The sequence below is a fragment of the Providencia sp. PROV_01 genome (assembly GCF_053098325.1).
Map to the genome: position 1 here is coordinate 2329024 of NZ_JBRFKD010000002.1, position 21819 is coordinate 2350842.

The window sequence follows — 21819 nt, forward strand, 5'->3', positions numbered from 1 at the left end:
TTTACTCCTGAATACGGGTTTCAATAATACCGCCACCGAGACAAACTTCATCGATATAAAATACAGCGGATTGACCTGGAGTGACAGCCGCGACAGGGTAGTCAAAAGCCACTTCAATGCGATCATCACTTAATGGGGTGATCGTACAAGGGATATCCGCTTGACGATAACGTGTTTTTACTACGCAACGTAGCGGCTCAGTCATGGTTTTCCGGTCAACCCAATGTAATTGCTGAGCAATTAACCCAACAGACATCAAACGAGGGTGTTCATGGCCTTGAGCTACGATAAGAATGTTGTTTTCGACGTCTTTATCGACAACATACCAAGGTTCTTCGGAACCCTCTTTTGTACCACCGATACCGAGACCTTTTCGTTGACCTAAGGTGTGGTACATCAAGCCTTCATGCTGACCAATTGTTTCGCCATCAACAGTGACGATAGGGCCAGGCTGAGCGGGTAAGTAGCGGCCTAAAAAGTCGCGAAACTTACGCTCACCAATGAAACAGATCCCCGTGGAGTCTTTTTTCTTTGCAGTAACTAAGCCAATTTCTTCCGCAATACGGCGTACTTCAGGTTTTTCGAGTTCACCAACGGGGAAAAGGCTTTTAGCTACTTGTTCGTGGCTCAGAGTATATAAAAAATAGCTTTGGTCTTTGTTGTTATCTAAACCACGTAATAATTGGCTTTTACCATTGACATCACGGCGGCGCACATAGTGACCAGTAGCAATGTAATCTGCGCCTAAATCTTCAGCCGCAAATTCTAAGAAAGCTTTAAACTTGATTTCTTTGTTGCAGAGAATATCTGGGTTCGGTGTGCGGCCTGCTTTGTATTCAGTTAAGAAATGTTCGAAAACATTGTCCCAATATTCAGCAGCGAAATTAATGGTATGAAGTTCAATACCCAGTTTGTCACACACAGCTTGTGCATCGGCAAGGTCAGTAGCAGCTGAACAATATTCTGTGTCGTCATCTTCTTCCCAGTTCTTCATAAACAGACCAGCAACCTGATACCCTTGTTGCTGTAGCAAGTAAGCGGATACAGAGGAGTCAACACCACCGGACATCCCGACGATGACTTTTTTTTGGCTGTTATCTGACATGGTACTATTATTTGACATGGAAATATCTCACTGCGGAAAAATCAAGCCCCATACTTTAGCATGTTGTTCCCGCATTACACCAGAGTTAGCAGGGAATATTATTGCTTGGTGAAATATTCACCAAGCAGAAGTTAAGTACTTAAAGATAATGGTCGCCGTAAGCGGTTAAAATATCGAGAGGATAATGCTTTCCTGTGAGAAAACAGCGCAAACTTTCCGCCACTAATGGTGAACGCAGGCAGTTGCTATTTAGAATTTCTTGGGCAGTCAGCCAATGGCATTTGCTAATATCACTGTCTTGTGGCTGTGTCTCACAAATGGATTCAAGTTCTACGGCAAATAAAAAACGGATAAACTGAGTTTTATCTGGGGCAATCCATTGATGAATTTTAATTAATTGTGTTGGTGTGGCTTTGATTCCAGTTTCTTCTAGTAATTCACGTTCGGCGGCTTGCAAAATAGTTTCATTAGCTTCTAAATGCCCAGCTGGTTGATTCCAAGTGGGTTTATCATTTATCCACTCTTCCACGACTAAAAATTTGCCTTGAGCATGCACAACAGTTGCTACAGTCACATTAGGTTTAAACAACAGTTACCTCCTTCCATTCGCCAACTGAAAGATTTCCCAAATTAAATTCACCAATTTGATAACGAATTAGCCTAAGCGTTGGAAAACCTATATTTGCCGTCATACGACGGACTTGCCGATTACGTCCTTCATATAATGTAATTTTTAACCAGCTAGTCGGGATATTTTTGCGTTCCCGTATTGGCGGAGTTCTTTGCCATAGCCATTCAGGTTCGCCAACTAACTCGATTCCCGCAGGGAGTGTTGGACCATCATTTAATATTAACCCTTGCCGAAATTTTAGTAGTGCATCTTCATCGGGAATACCTTCTACCTGAGCATAGTATATTTTCCCTGTTTTTTTCTGTGGTTGAGTTAAACGTGCCTGTAGTTTTCCATCATTGGTTAAAATTAATAGCCCTTCACTGTCCCTATCAAGACGTCCTGCGGCGTATACATCGTTGATTGGAATATATTTTTTTAGTGTGTCGCGACCTTGTTCATCAGTAAATTGAGGAAGAACATCAAAGGGTTTGTTAAATAAAATGATTTTAGTTGATATTTGCTGTCTTACCGAAACACGCTTAGCGTTATGCTTTAAAGCAGTCGAGGGTGGCGAGTAACGATTTTTCTTCGGAACTGATTTTTTGTTCGGTCTGTTCATGGTCATTCAATGAGAATTTATTGGTTTTAATTTGCGGCGACTTATTTCATCTAGTGTAGGAGATTTAACGGTTTGATCCTAGAACGTATTTTTCATGGCGATGTAATATTTAATTAACAACTTTAAAAACATTTAAATCAATAAAAACAATTTTCCATTTAAAAATAAGTACATATGGATTTGTTTGGATGGTGATAGTGTGAGCAAAACGTATTTTTAATTTGAGTTAACTTGCTAATATTATTTTTTGTGAGGGAAGTATTTTAACAAAAGTTGTGTCGTTCCCTCAAATGGGTTATTGACAACTTTTCATCGCGGTTTGATTTATTTCTAATAATGGAATGCTTAAATTAATTTATTGATTTAACAGTATTTATAAATAGATATTCGATTAACTTACAAGGTAAAACAGTACGTTAAATGCGATCGGCATTGAAGCTTAGATGAGTAATCATTGGCGTTCGACGCAGATTGAAGTAGTATTGACACGTCTCTTACAAAAAATTAACAAGCAAAATACGCAAGTGAAAGGAGAGGTTAATGGAAAGCAAAGTAGTAGTTCCGGCAGAAGGCGCTAAAATTACCATTGATGCAAAAGGCAAACTAAACGTTCCGAACAACCCAATTATCCCTTTTATCGAAGGTGACGGCATTGGTATCGATGTCACACCAGCAATGTTGAAAGTGGTTGATGCGGCAGTGAAAAAAGCCTACAACGGTGAGCGCAAAATTTCTTGGATGGAAGTTTACACCGGTGAAAAATCTACACAAATTTATGGTAAAGATGTTTGGTTACCAGAAGAAACTCTCGATTTAATCCGTGATTACCGTGTTTCAATTAAAGGCCCTTTAACAACTCCTGTTGGTGGTGGTATTCGTTCTCTGAACGTTGCATTGCGTCAACAACTTGACCTGTATATCTGTTTACGTCCTGTTCGCTACTACAAAGGCACTCCAAGCCCAGTTAAACAACCTGAACTGACTGATATGGTTATTTTCCGTGAAAACTCTGAAGATATCTATGCGGGTATCGAGTGGAAAGCGGGTAGTGCAGAAGCAGATAAAGTTATTAAATTCCTGAAAGATGAAATGGGTGTGACTAAAATCCGTTTCCCACAAGACTGTGGTATTGGTATTAAGCCTTGTTCAGAAGAGGGCACAAAACGTTTAGTTCGTGCTGCTATTGAATATGCTATTGATAACGGCCGTGATTCAGTGACTTTAGTTCATAAAGGTAACATTATGAAATTCACTGAAGGTGCATTTAAAGATTGGGGATACCAATTAGCACAAGAGGAATTTGGCGGCGAATTATTAGATGGCGGCCCATGGGTTAAAATTAAAAACCCTAAAACTGGTAAAGATATTATCGTTAAAGATGTTATCGCAGATGCTTTCTTACAACAAATCCTGCTACGCCCAGCAGAATACGATGTTATCGCTTGTATGAACCTAAATGGTGACTACATTTCTGATGCATTAGCAGCGCAGGTCGGTGGTATTGGTATCGCTCCTGGTGCAAATATTGGTTCTGAGTGCGCATTATTCGAAGCAACTCACGGTACTGCACCAAAATATGCAGGCCAAGATAAAGTTAACCCAGGCTCTATTATCCTTTCTGCTGAGATGATGCTGCGCCACATGGGCTGGACTGAAGCGGCTGACCTAATCGTTAAAGGTATGGAAGGCGCAATCGAAGCTAAGACTGTAACCTATGACTTCGAACGTCAATTAGAAGGCGCTAAATTACTGAAATGTAGTGAATTCGGTGACGCAATCATTAAACACATGTAATTTATTATATTGTGTAATTAATAACGGGAGCCTAAAAACTCCCGTTTTATTTTGCCTAGAAAATTTCTTCTGCAAAACTCCTGCAAAACTCTTCTGCAAAATAGACTACAAAATAAGCGTTATTTTATAGCTAAAACCTGCCAATTCTTACCTCTGTCATCATGATATTTATCGGTCATCGCTTGGCTCTTATGCCCCAATAAAGTTTTAGTATCGATGCCTTGTTCTCTATATAATCTCTCGGATAAAGAACGCTGCTCATGAAAGCTTGGCGGGGTTCCATCTTCCCACTTCAAATCAGTCTGATCCCTAATTCGCTGAAATAATGTTGTGATTGCATTGCTTGAAACTTGCCCGCCACGCTTTGCTTGTGATGTCGTGTGGTGATAATGAAGTATATAAGGACTAACTATTAGATCTCGACATCGAGCAATAACATCACTTAATGAATACCCCAGTTTTTCACAATACAATGAAAGGGGGATGGCAATTTTAGAGCCTGTCTTTTCTTGAATAACATGTAAATGGTCATCCCAAATATCATCAAACCGCATTTTTGCAATATCACCCAAACGCTGGCCAGTGATGACCGCTAGTAGCATTGCATTTTGCAAGTAACGTTGCGTTTTTTCAGCTTCATTAAAGATCACAAGCCATTCATCAAAGTCTAATCGCTGGCGCTTAATTCTGTTCATCGGCAATTTTGTTGCTTGCGCGGGGTTGTATCCTGGTGGAACTTCGCCAGCATGCTGCGCTTCTTTAAAGACATCAACCAAAACCATTCTAACAACTTGGGCCATTCTTGTTTGCCCGCGCTCTTTATATTCATCAACGATAGAGGCAATGTCTCTAACATCTATTTCTGAAATAATTTGGTTACCACATGCTTGCCGAAAAGCCTCAACGGGCGCGATTTTTTGCTTATATGTATTGAGCCTTATTTCGCCATATTCCATGCGTTCTTTTTGTATTTTTAAAAACTGATCTAGCCATGTATGGACCGTAATTCCTTTTTTTAGCTTTCTGCTAATTTCATCCTTGGCTTTAATTAACTGGTTCATTTTCGCTTCAGCTAGTCGAGAGTTTGCTTCAATCGCAATTGCTTTTGCTGCGCTTTCATCTGTTCCTAGTCCGTGAAACTTGCCAGTAATAGGGTGCTTATAACGCCAGTACACTTTCTTTGTTCTGGCGTCAATGTAGCAAGATAATCCTGGTATGTTGATATTGTATTTACGTGGACGAGCCATCCTCTAATATCCTCAGTAATCGCGGATCGTCATTTTGCTTGATTGTCGGTTTGCTATTCATTCCAATAAATCTTGCATTTGTGTCGACTCGCCAACAACGGCCAGCTTTAAATGGCTGGGGTGATATCATGCCGTTTTTTGCGTAACGTATTAGTGTTTGATAACTAGGCACTGGCGCTTCAAATTCTTCCAGAGCCCAAGTTTTCAATGTTTTTGTACGTGTCACAGTAAATACCTCCACACATCTGCCGCATACAGATTTAAAAATTCAACCATAGGCATTCAGTTCGAATACCAGTACCTCTACCTGCAGATATTCTTGAGTCTTTAGTTACTTTCCTCCACGTTGATAATTCACTGTTGTATAAATCAGAGTTGTAACCGCTAATTAAAACTTTGCCGTTAATTTGTTTTACTGTATTAATTAGCTCCTGGTGTTGTTCATTGGTCATTTCAAAGTTGTAGTATCGATTTCCTTTTACTCGAGTATCAGAAACGTAAGGTGGATCTAAATAAAACAGAGTGTCATTTGAATCGTGTTGCTTTATCAATTCCACAGCTGTTTTATTTTCAATAATCACACCCTGCAGGCGCTGGCAAACAGCACTAAGATTTTCAGGGTATTTGGCCCATAAGTGAGAGGACAGGGCATATTTTCTTTTGCTATCTGAGCGAAAGCCCGATGTACCACCAAGACCAGAAGCAGAGCCAAATCCCATACAGGCACGAACGACCATTCTTCTGGCTTTTTCTACTGGATCGGTAGCGGGTTCGCTGGCCAGTTTGAATTCATCACGTGAATAGGGTGTCAATTTACAAGCTAATTGAAGTTTTTCATTCAGTTCAGCATCGCGTAATACAGCGAATAAATTAACTACCTCACTATCTAAATCATTGTATACCTCAGCATAACTACGCTCTTTACGCATAAGAACGCTGGCGGCACCTCCAAACGGCTCAACATAACAACGATGATCTGGAAAGTGGCCTATCACCCAAGGGGCAAGTCGAAACTTGCCGCCGTGGTAGCGAATAACAGGGTGTTTTATTTTATTCATCACTCCACCTTTCTATATCCAGCTTTATATAAGCGTTCGGCATAAGTTTTTGAATTTGGTAATACGCTGTATGGTGGGTCATCAGATTTAATCATATCCTCATACATCTGTTGAATTTCCTTTTCAGCCATTTCCTTTCGATACAAATCAATCTTTTCTTTAGTTTTATCTATACATGTAAAACAAAGAATAATATTGTCACCGACAGTAATTAAATGCTCACCGCAATCATTGCTACAGGCTGTGCAAAGTGTGCGTATTTTAATTGCTGTGTATTTCTGGTTATCACTCATATTCATCCCAGCGAGTCAGTCACTATATTTAGATTTTATGTTTAAGGTTTCTATTTCCTCTTGATGAGCAAGAGCCTGTGATGCTAACTCTTCAAAATGAGGATATTCTGAATAATCACTGTCAGCATATAAAATCCAATCACATTCAGTACATTCAACGCCACAGCGACAATCTGATTGATGTGCATTTTTAATTTTACGCTTTACTAATTTTCCATTTTTATTGATTTGAAATATTAGTGTTGCGTCTAAATCAGCCCATGCGTTAACCACTGAACCACATTCAGGGAAATTATATTTATTAGTCATGACGCGCCTCACACAATAATTCTGTAAACTGAGTTAACTGTTTGGATATATCCATCAGCAAGATAGGTATCAATATTGATTACTGGTGATGTATGTATTTGAGCACCATTAAAGAAGCGCTTTTTTGTGTCATTGTAAATATGGCCATCAGCACCATGGGCGTTAACTGATTCGAGCAATATATCTGCATCAAATTTAATTTCATTGGACATGATTAACCCCCTCGCCATTAATAATCGTTGTTGTAATAAATTTCATCTGCGTCAGATTCATCTAAAACTAACAGGCTACCGCCGTAGTGAAGCGCACTAACAAGGCGCTCAAACTCAGAGCGGAACTGAACAACTTTCTTACCAAGGGTGTCTGAGTACTCAAGCTCGCCAGCATATAAACTGTAAACTGGATACCCATCATGCATAACTGTTACGTCTTCACGCATTTCTCTAATAGTTTCTTGACGGAAGCTAAGGTGGGTTTCGCACTGGTAATATTTTTCTTTGCTTCTATGGCTGTATGGAGAGTCGCTAGCTGGTTCTTTATCCAAGCCGATATGAAAAACTCCTTTTTCCCATGTATATTCTCCATCGGAAATAACCACCAATGGTCTTCCCCAGCCCTCATGAGCCGCTTCTTCTTGATATTGATCTACGTATGCCTTCCAAAGGTCAGATGCTTTGATGTATTTTGGAATTTCATGTGATTTGATAAATTTCAACACCAAATCTTTCATGCCGTTAACCGTCTGCTCGCTGACGCCATTCATTTCCCATTAGCTAGAAAGCTCTTTAGCCATTAATAAGTTATATTTAGGTAGGTCGACCACTTCACTAATATTTTCAGGAAGTGCTGATTCAAGGGCTTTTCTAACTCGGTCAGGAAAATTTCCCCAGCTAAAAGTATCTTTAATTGCTTTTTCATAAAGACTTTTAACATGAGTGCGGATCATTTCTGCATACTCAGGTGATTTTTCAAATTCAGAACAATGTTTAGCGATATCATTTGCCAAGCTATCGGCAATAGTGTTTCTTTCATTAGACATAATTAATACTCCACACAAAATTTAGATAATAAGATTCCGTCTCTTAATAAAGAGAATTAAATTCCTTGGTGTTGGCTAAATATAGATAAAAATTTAATTAAATAATAAATAAGACCACTGACAAATAATGAATATATTTACCTAGTATGAACACTGAATATCAGTGGCCTTATGTATTATGAAAAAGGGCGGTACAGCACCGCCAAAAACTACAAGGGTCAATCACTAGCACTGGCATTATTTCTTTCAGCTAAAACACGTTGATAAATTTCTTCACGATGTACTGATACATCTTCGGGGGCAGCAACACCAATCCGCACTTGGTTTCCTTTGACCCCTAAGATTTTTATTTTAATATCATCGCCGATCATGACTTCTTCACTGACTCTACGGGTTAAAATAAGCATTCCCATACTAAGCACTCCACACAATTGAATTCAGTTAGGCACTAACAGTAACTGCACACATATCCAAGCACTCTGCAATTTCTTCGTCGAGTTTTTCGAGTTTAGATTGCAGCTCATCACGCTCGTTGCGCAATTTTTGCAGGTTGTTAATTTGTTTGGCTTTTTCTAGTATCCACTCGCGCACATCATCCTGCGACATTGGCACACTAAAAGTAACGATTGGTTCATTTGAATTGGTTTGCATTGAACGCCTCCTAAGTTGTCTTAGATATAAACTAATTCAACTTAGGATCTATGTCAATGCAAAATCTAAGAAAATTTAGATTTAAATTAAGAAGGGAGGTTATAGCTCGTATTGAACACCACGAACGAGACCAACTATTTCACAGTTACCATTGATTGGAATGTTGTCATATCGTGGGTTTAGTGGCATTAAAAATTTATTGGGGCCATCAACAACATAACGTTTCACGGTAACTTCATCAGAGCCTTGCAATCTAGCGACAACAAATTTACCACTAACAACTTCAGCTTTAGGATCAACAATAACTGTTGAGCCTTCTGGGATTGACGGTAAGCCATAAGGATTTGTCATGGAGTCGCCAATGACGCGCAATGCGAATGATAGAGGCGATACTTTAAGGGTTGTCTCTATGAACTCTAAATCATCATCGTAAATCTGATTTGGCGCATAGTCAGTGAAGTTGCCAGCTTGGACATAAGATAAAATCGGCACCTTTTGTGCGCTCGTGATTATGTTAGATGTTTGCTTAGATGGAATACCATACAATATATATGCTTCAGTTGTATTGAAATACCTAGCTAATTTCAATAGAGCATCACTCCGTGGTGCATTTAGGTCTCTCTCCCAATACCCGACAGTAACATCAGATACGCCACAGTACCGCCCAAGTTCTTTTTGGGTGGTTTTAGTGATATCCCTCAAGGCCTTTATTCTGCTTCCGATGGTGTTTTCAGTTTTACTCATTCCTAAGTCCATTTCATATAAACCTAAGTTATCTTAGTTTTTATTGACCAAATATAAATTAACAATTAATATCTAACTTAACTTAGAAATCAGGAGGTGTTATGACCACAGAGCAGATCGAAAAATACTTCGGAACCACTAATAAAATTGCTGAGTTTTTTCGGATAAGCCCCGAAGCTTTTTACCAGTGGAAAAAACGGCCCAATCAATTAATTCCGAAAAATCGCGCCATTGAGGCTGATTACAGAACGAAAGGTGAATTGAGGTTTGACCCTGCACTTTATCAATAAAGTACCAAATCCAACTAACTGAGTTAACTACCAACAAAACAACGGAATTGTAGATATGTGCAAACAAACATTAAAAGAAGTCGTGAAAGAGATGTGTAAGGCGTATCCCGGTGGACGTTCAGCGATGGCTGGCGCATTGGGTATGACAGAAACCACGTTCAATAACAATTTGTATGAAAAGAACGGCTGTCGTTTTTTTGAGCGTGAAGAGCTTGAAGCGATGGAAGATTTATCTAATACCTCATTTCTTGCAGGGTATTACGCAAACAGAAGAAATTTATTGCTGGTGGAAAAGATAAGCCCGGAGGATTTGGACGAACCAGAATTATTCAAATTACAAACTCGAGCATCAACAACTCGCGGTGAGTTAGTTGTATTCATTGGGAAAGCATTGGAAGACGGCGTTGTTGATGGGCATGAAGAAAAGCAAATCATGACAATGTTGGATAGGGCAATCGCAAGCACTAGAGGAGCAATCAATGCGCTCATCAAATTACATAAGAAAGGTTGACGCCCCAGATATGCGGTCCGAGGCGTCGGGTGCTAATAACAACTTGTGTGGAGTAACTAGCATGAGCAGTGTAAACCAATTTCAATCAAAAAAGCAATTTAGATGCTTGCCTGTATCGAAATGTGGTCCGTTTCAATATGTAGAGATCATAACCTCAGCTGACGAGTCGGGCAACTACCAGACCGAACAACAATTGGTAGATAGTAAAGTCCTAAGAGATAGCTGGGCTAAATACTATTTCCGCAGTGGGAGAGAGGTTAGTGAGCAGTGAAAAGCATAAAAACCTTAATCGTTACTTCCGAGATAAGCGAGGCCGTATTGTCCATGTTGTTGAGTGGGACAAATCAAGGCAACGGGTTGTTTTCATGCTCGATGACTATGAGCACCCTTGCTTTGAGCCCCTCGAACAATTTAAAAAATATTACACAGAAGTCGAATAGGTAACAGCATGAGCGTAAAACTATCAAGTTATGTATGGGATGGCTGCGCAAGTGCAGGTTTAAAAATAACCTCTGTTGCGATAATGGCCCGTCTCGCTGATTTTTCAAATGATGATGGTGTTTGTTGGCCATCGGTACCGACAATTGCCCGGCAAATAGGTGCGGGTGAAAGCACGGTACGTACCGCTATTAAAAACTTAGAAAAAGCCGGTTGGTTATCAAGCGAAAAGCGTCGTAAAGGTAACCGCAATGCGAGCAATATCTATCAATTAAATGTTGATAAATTAGCTTCAGCGGCAATGGCTGCACTTTCTCAACCGCCAGTTTCTGATACGTCAAATTCTGACGCATCAAAATCTGTTGTATCAAAATCTGTCCCGTCAGAATCAAGCAAAAATAATCGTTTTGACCTGCCAGAATCTGGGGGCGATCCGTCAGTAACTTCAATACATGATCCATCAGTAACTAACTCTTCGTCGCAGAATTCTAACGAATCCAGCGACCAGTCAAAAATTGATTTTTTAAATCGTTACCCAGAGGCGGTGATTTACAGCACTAACTTTCAAAAATGGGGCTCAGCCAATGACCTCAAATGCGCGGAATGGTTGTTTGAGCGCAAGTGCGAGGTGTTCAAAGACTTAGGGCTTAAAGCACCTAAGGAGCCTAACTTCACTGATTGGGCTAACGAAGTTCGCTTGATGGTCAGCGTTGACGGGCATAGCCACAAAGAAATTTGCCAATTCTACAAACGCGTTATTCAAGATGATTTCTGGAAGAAAAACATTCAGTGCCCAAGAACACTACGCAACCAGTGGGATGACCTCGCATTGCGCCTTGCTGGTGAGCAAAAAGTTAAGGTCGATGCTGTTGAGCGTGATGAAGCATTCACAAGAATCATTGGCTCCCGTTCAAAACCTCAAAATCGTATTGAGGAAATTGCAAGTGAACTGGCTGGGAAATCAGGCGTTCGTCGCATGACGGACTTTGTAGGCCGCAAGGCATGGGCAGGCATTTGGCAACAAGCAGCAGAGCAAGCAGCGAGAGAGGTGACAGCATGATGCGTAGTGAGTCTAAAGAAATTTACGGGGCTAACGTTTTTGGTTTAGTGGCCATGCTTCATCAACTGCGCCGCTGGTGGACTATTCGTGAATTGCGTGGCTGTTGGAACGATTCCCGCCGTGGTTTGGTTGCATGCAGAAAATTCAACCACTTAAATTCTGTATCAGAGCATTTCAATGTTCAGCAACGTTATAAACGTATTCGTATGTTTGTGAAACCCCACCAGCAGCGGGGTACTATCTAATGAAATTAACATACGGTTCGGTGTGCTCTGGCATTGAAGCTGCAAGCGTTGCGTGGGAATCATTAAAAATGAAACCTGAGTGGTTTAGTGAGATAGAGCCATTCCCTTGCGCGGTATTAAATCACCACTGGCCAGACGTTAAAAACCTAGGCGACATGACCACTATTACCGACAAATTGAAAGCAGGTGAAGTAACTGCGCCTGACGTGCTAGTGGGTGGCACTCCATGCCAAGCGTTTAGCGTAGCGGGTTTACGTGGTGGTTTAAGTGATGAACGCGGGCAATTAACTTTATCATTTGTTGAATTAGCGGATTGTATTGATGAAATCAGAGAAAAAGACGGCAAAGAGCCGTCAGTCATCGTCTGGGAAAATGTCCCCGGCGTCCTCAGCAGCAAAGACAATGCCTTTGGATGCTTTCTTGCTGGACTTGCCGGGGAAAGTGAAGAACTTAAGCCAACAGGGGAAAAATGGTCAAACGCTGGTTATGTGTCTGGACCACAAAGAAATATTAGCTGGCGGATCCTCGACGCTCAATATTTCGGAGTGCCCCAACGCCGTCGTCGTGTCTTCGTTGTCGCAACTGCTAGAAAAGACATCAGTGTCCCAGAAATATTATTTGAGCAAGCAGGCATGCGAGGGGATATTGCGACGAGCAGAACGCAGGCAGAAGCAATTACCAGCGATACTGGAGAATGCCTTGCAAGCGGTAATCAAACAACAGGTACAATCTTAGCAAATTGCGGTGCTAAACACTGGTTAGGCAACCAAGAAGCATTCACTGGCGATTTTCATGTGGTTGATACGTTCCGTTTACAGTCATTTGGTCAATATACCCCAGATGATTCAGCGTCAACGTTAAGAAGCCGTGACGATAAGAGCACGACTGATTTAATTGTTTTTAATCCACAAGCTGGCGGCAAAACATCATCAACACTGGGTGCTAGTTCTGAAACGGTAGGTTGTTTACAAGCCTCTCAGCAACCGGCTATTGCATTAGCTGGAAATACAATTGGTCACAAGCCTGAAAATGGCGGTAATGGAAATGGTTATAACGAAAGCGATATCTCATACACATTAACGAAAGTAGATCGTCATGGCGTTAGTATTAACAACATCGTACGCAGATTAACCCCAATTGAATGCGAACGCCTACAGGGCTTTCCCGATAATCACACCAAAGTACCTTTCAATAATAAATCCATTGAGGATTGTCCAGATGGTCACCGCTATCGCGCCCTAGGTAATTCAATGGCTGTGCCGGTCATGCGTTGGATTGGTGAGCGTATTTGCAATGCTGTAGCGCAGGCCATTCCGCAAAGTGATTACGTTAAAAAGCTCAATTCGTTGAAGTTACAGCCTACCCATAAATTAAATGAAATTGGCGATCAGTGGCAATCACCCGAAAACCTCGTATGTGGCATTAATTCAATTTATGGACCTTTCACACTAGACCTATTTACCGATGGTGAAAATAGTAAGGCTCCTCATTTCTATACAGCTGAAGATAACGCCCTCACTCAAGATTGGTCAGCGAAGTTAAAAGAAATTGGCGGTGTTGCCTTTGGTAACCCTCCGTACTCACGTAGATCATATCATGGAAAGCAAGCAATAACAGGCGTTCGTCACATTGTGTCCCATGCTTCAGCGATGCGGGAACTTGGTGGCCGTTATGTCTTTTTATTGAAAGTGGCAACGAGTGAGGTGTGGTGGCCAGAAAATGCAGATCACATCTGTTTTATCCGTGGGCGTATTGGTTTTGATGTTCCGAAGTGGTTTATCCCCGCTGATGAAAAACAGAAACCAACCGGTGCATTTTTTGCCGGGGCAATTGTTGTATTCGATAAAACATGGAATGGAAAAGCATTTGATTACATCAGCAGAGAAGAATTAGAACAACGCGGTAAGGTATTTATAGAGCAAGCGCAGTGGCTAGCTAAAAAAATGGGGGTGGCAGCGTGAAACCTTTGCACATTCGTATTGTTGAAGATTTTAAAGTGGGTCATGAAATCACAACAAAAACTATAAAAGATGTTTACGCATCAACAGACAATCACTCAAGCAACACAATTAAGTTTTTATACAGATGTGGTGCAGTAAAGAAATCAGGAAGAAAAGACGGGAAATACATTATTTATATCATTGCGCATAACAGCTATGAAAAAACAATAAAGAAGGATATCGAGGCAAGTAAGTTTAGGAAGAGAACATATCATTATACGAAGTGTGATGTAAGCGAATTGGCTAAAACTCACAATCCATTGGTACTGAAATTCAATGCATTGCTGGCGGGGGTGAGAGCGTGAAAAACAAAATGCCAGAAATCAATCAATGCAAATGCGGTAGTGAAGATTTGCATATACAAACGCTTGAATATCGCACTTGGTTTTACGTTTATTGCCATAGCTGTGGGGCGAAAGGCCCTGCAGTAAATGATAAGCCATCAGCAGTAGCAATTTGGAATGAGATGGTATCGAAATGAGCAACTCATGGATATTAACTCCAATTCCCGTCCCTGAGCTTGGTTCGGTGATATTTAGACCAGGAGTGAGCGAGCTATCAAATTTTAATGGTCGCATGCTCATTATCCCAGTACCGAATTCACTAAGCGATAAATCAATAGGGCCTATATCCCTTTTTTCATCATTCCTCAGCGACGAGTTTAATGACGTTGAAGAGATAAAGCAGGTATTAAAACTAACCGTAGATCCTGAGCCACCAGCTAGTTTGATGTTAAAGCCGAAGTTGCAGCGCTGGACTAATGATAAATACCTGCAGTGGGTTAAATCACAGCCATGTTGTGTCTGTAACTCTATCGCGCATGATGCACATCATCTAATTGGTCATGGACAGGGTGGAATGGGCACTAAGGCCCATGATTTGTTCACTATCCCGTTATGTCGAGTACATCATGATGCATTACATCAAGATCCAAATGGCTGGGAACGTGAGCACGGAAGCCAGTTAGTTTTATTATTTCGATTTCTAGATCGGTCTATCGGTCTGGGTGTTTTCGGTTAACGTAGGGTGCGGCCTACTAAAGAGGTATTAAGTGATTTATCCATTAACAACAGGTAAAGGTGAAGAGCATTTTAAATTACGTACACTGGAAAGCGTGTGGATCCGTGGGCGTTTAAAAATGTGGGGAAGATGGGCGGCATTTAGCAAGGTACCAGATGCTGCAGGCATGTTTAACCTGTTATTAGAAGAACCAACAATTACCAAAAAAGCCTTAAAAGATGCAATGAAGAGAATGCGCACATCAGGACTATCCAAAGAAACGTTATTAATGTTCTTGGAAGAGTTTAAGGATAAAAAGACACTCAGTAGCATGTGGTTCTGTTCGGATGCTGAAGGCGGCAAAATGGACAAGGTCATTTGTGAGGTTATGAAAACTGATGCTGGCTTGTTGGATGTGCTGAAGGAACGGTATGTTTATAAAAAATCAAACTTCTGCATCGCCAATGAAATGAATGATAGACACCCTCACATATCTTTATCTACTTGTAGGCGTAGAGTTGATGCATGGCTATCGGTTGCTGAATTCATGCTTTATCGACGAATGTGTGATGAATTTGGCAGGAACTATCATTATGACAAATGATTTATTGACTTTTTGAGCAAAAAAGTTATAGTTTTCGTATATGCTGCGCGAAGCTTTACACGCAAGGCAGGAAACGAATTTAAAGCCTCGCAATTGCGGGGCTTTTTCATAGTAGTCCTTATGTTCTTTTAGACTGGTATATATTTCGTGGACAAAGTTTTAATTGGATTCTTATTTTTCCCTTTATTATTTATTAGTGCTGTATCTAAAGCTGAGGTTGACACAGTTAAGTACGATGAAAAGAGAAAATTAGACTGTGTTTTATTGAGCCGTAATTTGATGCATATAGATAGCAAGCCTATTGGGTCTCAGTCTGCAGGGTGGTTACGAAAAGTCGAATCCATATCACCATATACGGGGTTTTCATCAATTGAAATCGACGGGTGGGTTATTAGAGGTGGCCCCCCAACTAGTAACACAGGTGAAACTATTGATGATGGAGCCGTAATAATAATTTCTGAGTTTGCAATAGATTCCAGCATTGCATTAAATAGAAATACAGGTGATGTTTCCATGGGAATCACTTTAAGTGATGGAACATTGCTCAATATGGGATGGAAATGTAAAATTGGCGTTAATTTGCTTTAAAAACATTAGTGCGCTACGCGAATTCGGTGCTATTGTGATAAGAGTGAATACGTTGTAACCGAACTTATAGAATGAAACCTCGTCATTTGTGCGGGGAGCGTTTCAAAGCTGATGTAATTCTTATGCTATGCTATTATTTAAAATGTTATTATAAGATAATGCGGAGTAACGGAGTGTGTCTGTTAATTAATAGACTGCATAATAGGTCTTTATTTAAATAATAGTTAGTCTGAGAGCTTAAAATGGATAGTAAAGAAACAAAAGAAACAAAAGAAAATAAAATTGGTGAGATAGAGAAAGTAACTTCAGTAATAAATTCATTTAATCATGAAGATGACGCTACTTATATAAAACGTGTATTTAATATAGAAAAAATCAACTCTTTGATAAAATTTGAAAATGAGTCAGCAGTTGTTTCACATGAGACTAAAAAAGTTTCCGAGTTATTTGAAGAATTTATTCATGAGGTAAAGAGTGTTGCAGACTTTATCGATGAAGCCATTGAATATATTGTTAATGAATGTAAATACACAAATGAAAGAATAATAGGTAAGTTTGAAACGAAGGATTTAATTAATAATTACTTTAAATTAATAGCACTTATAATAGAGGCGAATACTCACCCATTGAGTAGGAGTGAAAAATATCGATTTGAAGAAATTTTGCTTTATTTTAATTCAAGTATCTTGTTAAATAGTTTAAATAATGAATCATCAAGAATGAATAATTACTACTACTATAAATTTATTTATGTTAATGAGGTGCATGCGCTTAAGCTAAATGATATTTCAAATAAAATTAAATCATATGATGATATTAAGAGCGAGCTTTACTCGAAAGTTAAAAGTGAATTTCTTGAAATTGAAAAGGAAACAGACAAAGGCATTAATAGATTAGAAACTCAGTTACAAGAAAAAATAGTAGAACTAGGCGCTCTAGAGAAAAGAATAAATGAAAATAATGACTCGGCAATTTTTGTATCTTTAGATAAGGGATATAAAAGTTTTTTCCGTTCTAAAAGCATTGAGCTTAAGAGTGCTTTTAGATGGACTCTTGGGTTAGGGGGGGCAGTTTTATTGCCTGCAATAGTAAAAGCACTAGGAGTTATGGGGTGGATTTCCATACCCGCCTACAATATATACGGGTATATTGGTTCTGCTACAGTTACTTTTATTTTATTATATTATTTTAGAGTTTCTTACCTTAGCTACAATTCAATAAAAACTGAGCTGACACAAATTTCATTAAGGCGAAATTTATGTGCATTTATTAATGGTTATAGCGATTTTGCTCAAAGAAACAAAAATTCGCCAGAATCGCTTAAGCAGTTTGAAAATATTATCTTTTCAAACATAGTCTCAGATAGTAAAAATATACCAGCAGCATATGATGGAATGGAGCAATTAGCTAAACTAATAGTATCATTAAAAGCTCCTAACAAAGAAGGGTAAAATCATTTAAGGTCACATATCGGGTGGCCTTTTTCTATTTAAGAGAGGTAGTTATGACTATTCAAGATGACAAAGTAAAAGATAAAATACCTAATGCGCTGAAAAATGCGGCCTCGAACGCCGCATTGAATGGATTTAAAATCGCTATTCGACGTCACTTAAACGATAGTTTTCATCGAATCCCTGAGCAGTTGCCAAAATCTGAGAGTATGTAGATGTGATTTTTTTAGCAAACTCTTTGGCAGTTTCTACAGATAAATCAGGATCTGCCTCCAAGAGGTAAGACTCATAATTTTGAGCTCCAATACTCTCAATAACAGCATACGCTAATTGTTTTTTATCATCAGGCAATAGATGTAACAATATAGAAACTGTTTGTTGAATAGCTAAATATTCAGCTTGCGCCATTTATATTCTCCACCGAAGTTCATCAGCCATCCCTTCGGTAAGTCACATAGGGCTGAACCTCTAACTTATCTCAAATACTGATTAAATTCATTAATCTAAATCTAGCTGCTATTGCTGGTGGCTTTCTATTAACTAATTTCGGGCACTCCGTAGGGGGTGGTATATGCGTATGGATAAATTAACAACTGGCGCCTCCTATGCTGCCTCTACGGGTTCAACATTCTATTGGCTAAAACAATTGTTAGATGGTTTCTCATCTGAGCAGTGGGCAGCGATTGGGGTGTTGGGAAGCCTGCTTTTAGGTGTAGCGACATTTTTGACAAATTTATATTTCAAACGAAAAGAAGATAAGCGCAAAGAGGCGGCTCATGCCAAAGATACCAAATAAAATAAAAATGGCCGCTGCAGCTGGTGGGTTGATGACATTAACTGTTGCAATGGTTACTGAGTTTGAGGGGTATGACCCTAACCCTTATCTTGACCCCATTGGAGTACTCACGGTGTGTTATGGGCACACAGGCTCTGACATTATTCCCACAAAAACTTATACGAAAGCCGAGTGTGAAGCGCTGTTAGAAAAGGACTTGGCTATTGTCGCTAAAGCGGTAAATCCGCTAATTAAAGTCAACATTCCTGATTACACCAGAGCGGCACTTTATTCATTTACTTATAACGTCGGAACCGGTGCTTTCTCACGTTCTACGCTACTTAAAAAACTTAATGCTGGTGACCAAGCTGGCGCATGTAATGAACTTAAACGCTGGATATATGCTGGGGGCGTAAAATGGAAAGGGTTAATGACAAGACGGGAAGTGGAAAAAGCCGTATGCCTTGGCGAGTTCGCCTATGCATATCCGCTTTCATTATCGGATTCCCCATCTACTTGGCAACTGGCGTATATGCACTCAGAGACGATACCTGCAGTACTGACAAGGTAAGTTTAGAAAAGCGATGTCAAAAAGCCCTAGATCATTACCGAGGTAAGCAGGTGAACTTATGAAAATAGATAGCTCCACTTGGTTATTTCTTATGATTGTCGGTCTAGGCTGGTGGGCTGTAAGTGAGTATGAGAGTAATTCACTGTTGAAAGATGACAACTTTAAGAAAAGCAAAATCATTGCCACTCAGTCGCTTCAATTCAATCGGTTTAATCAAATGGCAACCACGGCTTATCGCTATGGCATTCAGGCAGAAGTTAAGTCACAGGAGAGAGTAATTGAATACAGAACGATTCTTAAAAAAGAGCCTACTTGTGATTTGCCTGTGCCTCAGCCTATTGCTGATGGGTTGCTCAAGTACACCTACGAATTACGGTCAATGTACGCCGATCCCCAAAACATTAACCGAGCCAGTATTAGTACCACTACCACCAGCACCTTAACTTATTGCCAAGCGGTGCTATGGATTGGCCCTTTGTTATCAGTGCTAGATCAGGCTAATGGGCAACTAGAAGGTATCAGAGAGATTGAAGCTGTTAGAAATACTAAATAACCAGAGGCAACTATGTTTAATCATTTACTTGGCTCGATGAATTCTATCTACCTTACATTTGTGTAAGCAGTGCTCGGGTGGAGGCGGGATTGAAGGCCTGATTTATCTTTGTAAGTGAATATTTTAACCAAAAGAGTAATAAGAGCATTTATTTATAAAAATACAGTTATTTACTCTAAATATTCAGATGAGCTGAATATCGCTTAAATTCAGTTGGTTAAATGATTAATAATACAGCATAATATGATAAAGATTGTTTATGAATTTCTAACTTACTAATAGCCAAGTGAACTAACAGCATGAAAAAAGATAAAAATGCTATTAAGCAGGGGATCGCAGAGAAAAGGTGGCTGATTAAGCTAAAAAGAGAGGGACTCGAGTACTCACGCTATAGACCTAACAAAAAAGGTAATAGCAAGAGAGAATCTGCCTACATACAATTTCCAGAAAAATTCTCTATTTACGAGATTGAAGATAAAAAAAATTTTAAAAATATTATAGAGATAATTGATGATATTGATCGTGAAATAAAGACTAAAGTAACGTTAGATTTTTCAAAAGTGCGTTATTTGAAAGTTGCTGCAATGCTTATTTTGTATGCTGCTGTTGAGAAAGCTATTCACAGGGGCATATCATTTAAAGTCTACTCATTATCAAGAGAAAATAAGGTTAATCGTATATTGAAAAACTCAGGTTTTTTAACTTTATGCAGAAATAATGAGTTGAAACCTTTTTTTGATCGTGATTATATGCCTGTTGTTTCTGGAGTCGGCGGACAGTATAGAGATGATATCGTTGATTTTATACAAGAAAAAATCTATAAACGTAGGATGTCTCCTGATACTGAGAATATCTATGGAGGGGCGGTTCATGAGACAATTAATAATGTATCATATCACGCCTATCCAAAGCTTGAGCCCAGCAATAAAAAATGGTGGGTCAAGTGTGATTTAGCTAAGGATCAGCTTTATTTAGCTATTTATGATAAAGGGGTAGGTATTCCTGAGACTGTTATTGATAAAAGCTGGTATTGGGATACGTTGGTGCTATCACAACCTGATTTAGTTAGAAAAATTCATACTGAGCTACAGAAAGATCAACTTGATGTAAATGGGTTAAGGCTTAAAATAGCACTAGGTAAAGTTTCTGATGCTATTAAGATAGCTGTATCAATGGTAGATGATGTGTCAGGCACCGGTGAAACTAAGCATGGACAAGGTAGTAAAAGCATAAAAGCGCTAGTTAATAAGAATGAACATGGTAAATTATGGATATTCAGTGGAAATGGTTTATACATTATTAAAGATGGCAAAGCAGAAGTATTTGATTTACCTTCTAGCATTGAAGGTACACTTATCCAGTGGAATATAAAGGTTGAGTATGATGAGCCAGAAAACGATTACAATCGTAAATGATTTTTCCAAAAAACCATATGGTCGTTATGAGATTGATGGCGATGGGAATGGTGAGCGCTTCCGGAAAAAGCTGCTAGCTCCTGCGTTGAGGGAGTTTGACCATGTTATTGTTGATTTGACTGGTTATAATAGATATGGTCGTTCATTTATTGATGAGTCTTTTGGTGGTCTTATAAGGTATGAAGGGTTCACAAAAAAACAGCTAGAGGAAAAGCTAACGTATAAGCATAATGATTTGCCTAGCATTATCCTGTTAATTGATGAGCGTATAAACGCTGCTGCATCGGTGTGATTCAAATGAATTCAATGGATAGATACATTATAGCACTTATATCGACTTGTATTGCAGTTCTCGGGTGGGGAGTGTCTTCCTACATAAATAATAGAGCCTTTAATCGAGCTGAAATTTCCAAATTAAAAGATAAATTATCTTCACTTTTTGATGATTTTTTCCAATCGTTAATTGAAAAAACAGGGGAGCGAGGAGTTACAGAAGCTACTGTGGATGACTTAATAACAGAAAAGCTCTCTATAATAGAATTGCATTTGAGGCATTTGAAAAAGAAAAGTGGTTTGGAGTTAGTTTCAGCTAGCGAGTTAGCTGAGCTAAGATCAAAACCAATAGAGTTAATTTCTAATACAAATAAAATAGATAGTGATTTGAAAGATATGAAAATGAATATCTTAGAGGATATTGAAAAGAATTATACAAAATGGTACTTTGATCAGAGGGTTACGCTTAAGTCAGTGCTTGTTTATTTGAAAGAAAAGGTTTATTAACTCTCGCGAGTTATCCATTTTTAATTATCTTACAGATGTTCTGATAGTTCTTTATAAAGATATGACA

At 39.3% G+C, this 21819-nt stretch carries 33 protein-coding genes and 1 pseudogene; 19 read left to right on the top strand and 15 right to left on the bottom strand.

What is annotated here, in order from left to right; all coding sequences use genetic code 11:
- Window position 1: 1 nt before the first annotated feature.
- The 3 genes from mnmA to rluE form a co-directional block, all read right to left on the bottom strand.
- The gene (gene mnmA / locus ACU696_RS11240; protein ID WP_004911747.1) at window positions 2–1105 is read right to left on the bottom strand and encodes a tRNA 2-thiouridine(34) synthase MnmA; all 1104 of its coding nucleotides are present in this window, start codon (window positions 1103–1105) and stop codon (window positions 2–4) included.
- Window positions 1106–1244: 139 nt separating this feature from the next.
- A complete protein-coding gene (locus tag ACU696_RS11245; RefSeq protein WP_117162357.1) occupies window positions 1245–1694 on the bottom strand; it encodes an NUDIX hydrolase in 450 nt (149 codons plus the stop codon).
- Entirely contained in the window at window positions 1687–2343 is a 657-nt protein-coding gene (gene rluE / locus ACU696_RS11250) for a 23S rRNA pseudouridine(2457) synthase RluE (protein ID WP_004911743.1), read from the bottom strand. The genes ACU696_RS11245 and rluE overlap by 8 nt, the downstream gene beginning before the upstream one ends.
- A 534-nt stretch (window positions 2344–2877) precedes the next feature.
- Here rluE and icd point away from each other — a divergent pair.
- On the top strand, window positions 2878–4131 hold the full coding sequence (icd, locus tag ACU696_RS11255) for an NADP-dependent isocitrate dehydrogenase (RefSeq protein ID WP_004911741.1): 1254 nt from the start codon (window positions 2878–2880) through the stop codon (window positions 4129–4131).
- 119 nt (window positions 4132–4250) lie between these two features.
- Here icd and ACU696_RS11260 read toward each other — a convergent pair whose 3' ends face one another.
- From ACU696_RS11260 to ACU696_RS11310, 11 genes are all read right to left on the bottom strand, one after another.
- Window positions 4251–5378 carry a phage integrase Arm DNA-binding domain-containing protein gene (locus ACU696_RS11260; protein ID WP_238564516.1) on the bottom strand — a complete coding sequence of 376 codons (1128 nt, stop codon included), beginning with the start codon at window positions 5376–5378 and terminating at the stop codon, window positions 4251–4253.
- The gene (locus tag ACU696_RS11265) at window positions 5362–5619 is read right to left on the bottom strand and encodes an excisionase (protein ID WP_338020008.1); all 258 of its coding nucleotides are present in this window, start codon (window positions 5617–5619) and stop codon (window positions 5362–5364) included. The genes ACU696_RS11260 and ACU696_RS11265 overlap by 17 nt, the downstream gene beginning before the upstream one ends.
- 19 nt (window positions 5620–5638) lie before the next feature.
- Window positions 5639–6436 carry a DNA adenine methylase gene (locus ACU696_RS11270; protein ID WP_238564518.1) on the bottom strand — a complete coding sequence of 266 codons (798 nt, stop codon included), beginning with the start codon at window positions 6434–6436 and terminating at the stop codon, window positions 5639–5641.
- Window positions 6436–6729 (bottom strand): hypothetical protein, encoded by a 294-nt coding sequence (locus tag ACU696_RS11275; RefSeq protein WP_238564519.1) that lies wholly within the window; start codon window positions 6727–6729, stop codon window positions 6436–6438. The genes ACU696_RS11270 and ACU696_RS11275 overlap by 1 nt, the downstream gene beginning before the upstream one ends.
- A 15-nt stretch (window positions 6730–6744) precedes the next feature.
- A complete protein-coding gene (locus tag ACU696_RS11280) occupies window positions 6745–7038 on the bottom strand; it encodes a hypothetical protein (RefSeq protein ID WP_238564520.1) in 294 nt (97 codons plus the stop codon).
- An 8-nt stretch (window positions 7039–7046) separates the two neighbouring features.
- Entirely contained in the window at window positions 7047–7250 is a 204-nt protein-coding gene (locus tag ACU696_RS11285) for a hypothetical protein (protein ID WP_238564521.1), read from the bottom strand.
- Between the two features lie 17 nt (window positions 7251–7267).
- Window positions 7268–7801, bottom strand: coding sequence for a hypothetical protein (locus tag ACU696_RS11290; protein WP_238564522.1), 534 nt, complete (start codon window positions 7799–7801; stop codon window positions 7268–7270).
- 6 nt (window positions 7802–7807) lie between these two features.
- Complete coding sequence (locus tag ACU696_RS11295; protein ID WP_272675550.1) at window positions 7808–8077, bottom strand: hypothetical protein; 270 nt, start codon at window positions 8075–8077, stop codon at window positions 7808–7810.
- Window positions 8078–8295: 218 nt separating this feature from the next.
- On the bottom strand, window positions 8296–8484 hold the full coding sequence (gene csrA, locus ACU696_RS11300; RefSeq protein ID WP_238564539.1) for a carbon storage regulator CsrA: 189 nt from the start codon (window positions 8482–8484) through the stop codon (window positions 8296–8298).
- Window positions 8485–8518: 34 nt separating this feature from the next.
- A complete protein-coding gene (locus ACU696_RS11305) occupies window positions 8519–8728 on the bottom strand; it encodes a hypothetical protein (RefSeq protein ID WP_206277905.1) in 210 nt (69 codons plus the stop codon).
- Window positions 8729–8827: 99 nt separating this feature from the next.
- Entirely contained in the window at window positions 8828–9472 is a 645-nt protein-coding gene (locus tag ACU696_RS11310) for a LexA family protein (RefSeq protein WP_238564536.1), read from the bottom strand.
- Window positions 9473–9573: 101 nt separating this feature from the next.
- Between ACU696_RS11310 and ACU696_RS11315 the strand changes: the two genes are divergently transcribed.
- The 12 genes and pseudogenes from ACU696_RS11315 (at window position 9574) to ACU696_RS11370 (ending at window position 17658) form a co-directional block, all read left to right on the top strand.
- Window positions 9574–9762 (top strand): Cro/CI family transcriptional regulator, encoded by a 189-nt coding sequence (locus tag ACU696_RS11315; RefSeq protein ID WP_109913337.1) that lies wholly within the window; start codon window positions 9574–9576, stop codon window positions 9760–9762.
- A 55-nt stretch (window positions 9763–9817) separates the two neighbouring features.
- Window positions 9818–10273 (top strand): YmfL family putative regulatory protein, encoded by a 456-nt coding sequence (locus ACU696_RS11320; RefSeq protein ID WP_238564535.1) that lies wholly within the window; start codon window positions 9818–9820, stop codon window positions 10271–10273.
- 260 nt (window positions 10274–10533) lie between these two features.
- The gene (locus ACU696_RS11325; protein WP_238564534.1) at window positions 10534–10713 is read left to right on the top strand and encodes a DUF4222 domain-containing protein; all 180 of its coding nucleotides are present in this window, start codon (window positions 10534–10536) and stop codon (window positions 10711–10713) included.
- 8 nt (window positions 10714–10721) lie between these two features.
- Window positions 10722–11771 (top strand): helix-turn-helix domain-containing protein, encoded by a 1050-nt coding sequence (locus ACU696_RS11330; protein WP_272675548.1) that lies wholly within the window; start codon window positions 10722–10724, stop codon window positions 11769–11771.
- A complete protein-coding gene (locus ACU696_RS11335; protein ID WP_238564532.1) occupies window positions 11768–12016 on the top strand; it encodes a hypothetical protein in 249 nt (82 codons plus the stop codon). The genes ACU696_RS11330 and ACU696_RS11335 overlap by 4 nt, the downstream gene beginning before the upstream one ends.
- The gene (locus tag ACU696_RS11340; protein ID WP_447343106.1) at window positions 12016–13977 is read left to right on the top strand and encodes a phage N-6-adenine-methyltransferase; all 1962 of its coding nucleotides are present in this window, start codon (window positions 12016–12018) and stop codon (window positions 13975–13977) included. Before ACU696_RS11335 ends, ACU696_RS11340 begins: the two co-directional genes overlap by 1 nt.
- Complete coding sequence (locus ACU696_RS11345; RefSeq protein ID WP_238564530.1) at window positions 13974–14321, top strand: hypothetical protein; 348 nt, start codon at window positions 13974–13976, stop codon at window positions 14319–14321. Before ACU696_RS11340 ends, ACU696_RS11345 begins: the two co-directional genes overlap by 4 nt.
- Complete coding sequence (locus tag ACU696_RS11350) at window positions 14318–14497, top strand: hypothetical protein (protein WP_238564529.1); 180 nt, start codon at window positions 14318–14320, stop codon at window positions 14495–14497. Before ACU696_RS11345 ends, ACU696_RS11350 begins: the two co-directional genes overlap by 4 nt.
- Window positions 14498–14685: 188 nt before the next feature.
- Window positions 14686–15036 (top strand): annotated as a pseudogene (locus ACU696_RS11355) (DUF968 domain-containing protein); the annotation flags it as partial.
- A 31-nt stretch (window positions 15037–15067) separates the two neighbouring features.
- Window positions 15068–15619: a DUF1133 family protein gene (locus ACU696_RS11360; protein ID WP_238564528.1), complete on the top strand. Its 552-nt coding sequence runs from the start codon at window positions 15068–15070 to the stop codon at window positions 15617–15619.
- A 147-nt stretch (window positions 15620–15766) separates the two neighbouring features.
- On the top strand, window positions 15767–16207 hold the full coding sequence (locus ACU696_RS11365) for a hypothetical protein (RefSeq protein ID WP_238564527.1): 441 nt from the start codon (window positions 15767–15769) through the stop codon (window positions 16205–16207).
- Window positions 16208–16449: 242 nt separating this feature from the next.
- The gene (locus ACU696_RS11370) at window positions 16450–17658 is read left to right on the top strand and encodes a hypothetical protein (RefSeq protein WP_238564526.1); all 1209 of its coding nucleotides are present in this window, start codon (window positions 16450–16452) and stop codon (window positions 17656–17658) included.
- 144 nt (window positions 17659–17802) lie between these two features.
- Here ACU696_RS11370 and ACU696_RS11375 read toward each other — a convergent pair whose 3' ends face one another.
- The gene (locus ACU696_RS11375; protein WP_238564525.1) at window positions 17803–18066 is read right to left on the bottom strand and encodes a hypothetical protein; all 264 of its coding nucleotides are present in this window, start codon (window positions 18064–18066) and stop codon (window positions 17803–17805) included.
- A gap of 163 nt (window positions 18067–18229) precedes the next feature.
- Between ACU696_RS11375 and ACU696_RS11380 the strand changes: the two genes are divergently transcribed.
- The 6 genes from ACU696_RS11380 to ACU696_RS11405 all read left to right on the top strand — a co-directional run bounded on the left by ACU696_RS11380 (window position 18230) and on the right by ACU696_RS11405 (window position 21752).
- Entirely contained in the window at window positions 18230–18454 is a 225-nt protein-coding gene (locus ACU696_RS11380) for a class II holin family protein (protein WP_004911666.1), read from the top strand.
- Complete coding sequence (locus ACU696_RS11385; protein WP_272675545.1) at window positions 18435–19004, top strand: lysozyme; 570 nt, start codon at window positions 18435–18437, stop codon at window positions 19002–19004. Before ACU696_RS11380 ends, ACU696_RS11385 begins: the two co-directional genes overlap by 20 nt.
- A gap of 91 nt (window positions 19005–19095) precedes the next feature.
- The gene (locus ACU696_RS11390) at window positions 19096–19557 is read left to right on the top strand and encodes a hypothetical protein (protein WP_447343107.1); all 462 of its coding nucleotides are present in this window, start codon (window positions 19096–19098) and stop codon (window positions 19555–19557) included.
- A 299-nt stretch (window positions 19558–19856) separates the two neighbouring features.
- Complete coding sequence (locus ACU696_RS11395) at window positions 19857–20972, top strand: ATP-binding protein (RefSeq protein WP_238564603.1); 1116 nt, start codon at window positions 19857–19859, stop codon at window positions 20970–20972.
- The gene (locus tag ACU696_RS11400) at window positions 20941–21264 is read left to right on the top strand and encodes an STAS-like domain-containing protein (RefSeq protein ID WP_238564604.1); all 324 of its coding nucleotides are present in this window, start codon (window positions 20941–20943) and stop codon (window positions 21262–21264) included. The genes ACU696_RS11395 and ACU696_RS11400 overlap by 32 nt, the downstream gene beginning before the upstream one ends.
- A 5-nt stretch (window positions 21265–21269) precedes the next feature.
- On the top strand, window positions 21270–21752 hold the full coding sequence (locus ACU696_RS11405) for a hypothetical protein (protein ID WP_238564605.1): 483 nt from the start codon (window positions 21270–21272) through the stop codon (window positions 21750–21752).
- The last annotated feature ends 67 nt before the right edge of the window (window positions 21753–21819 follow it).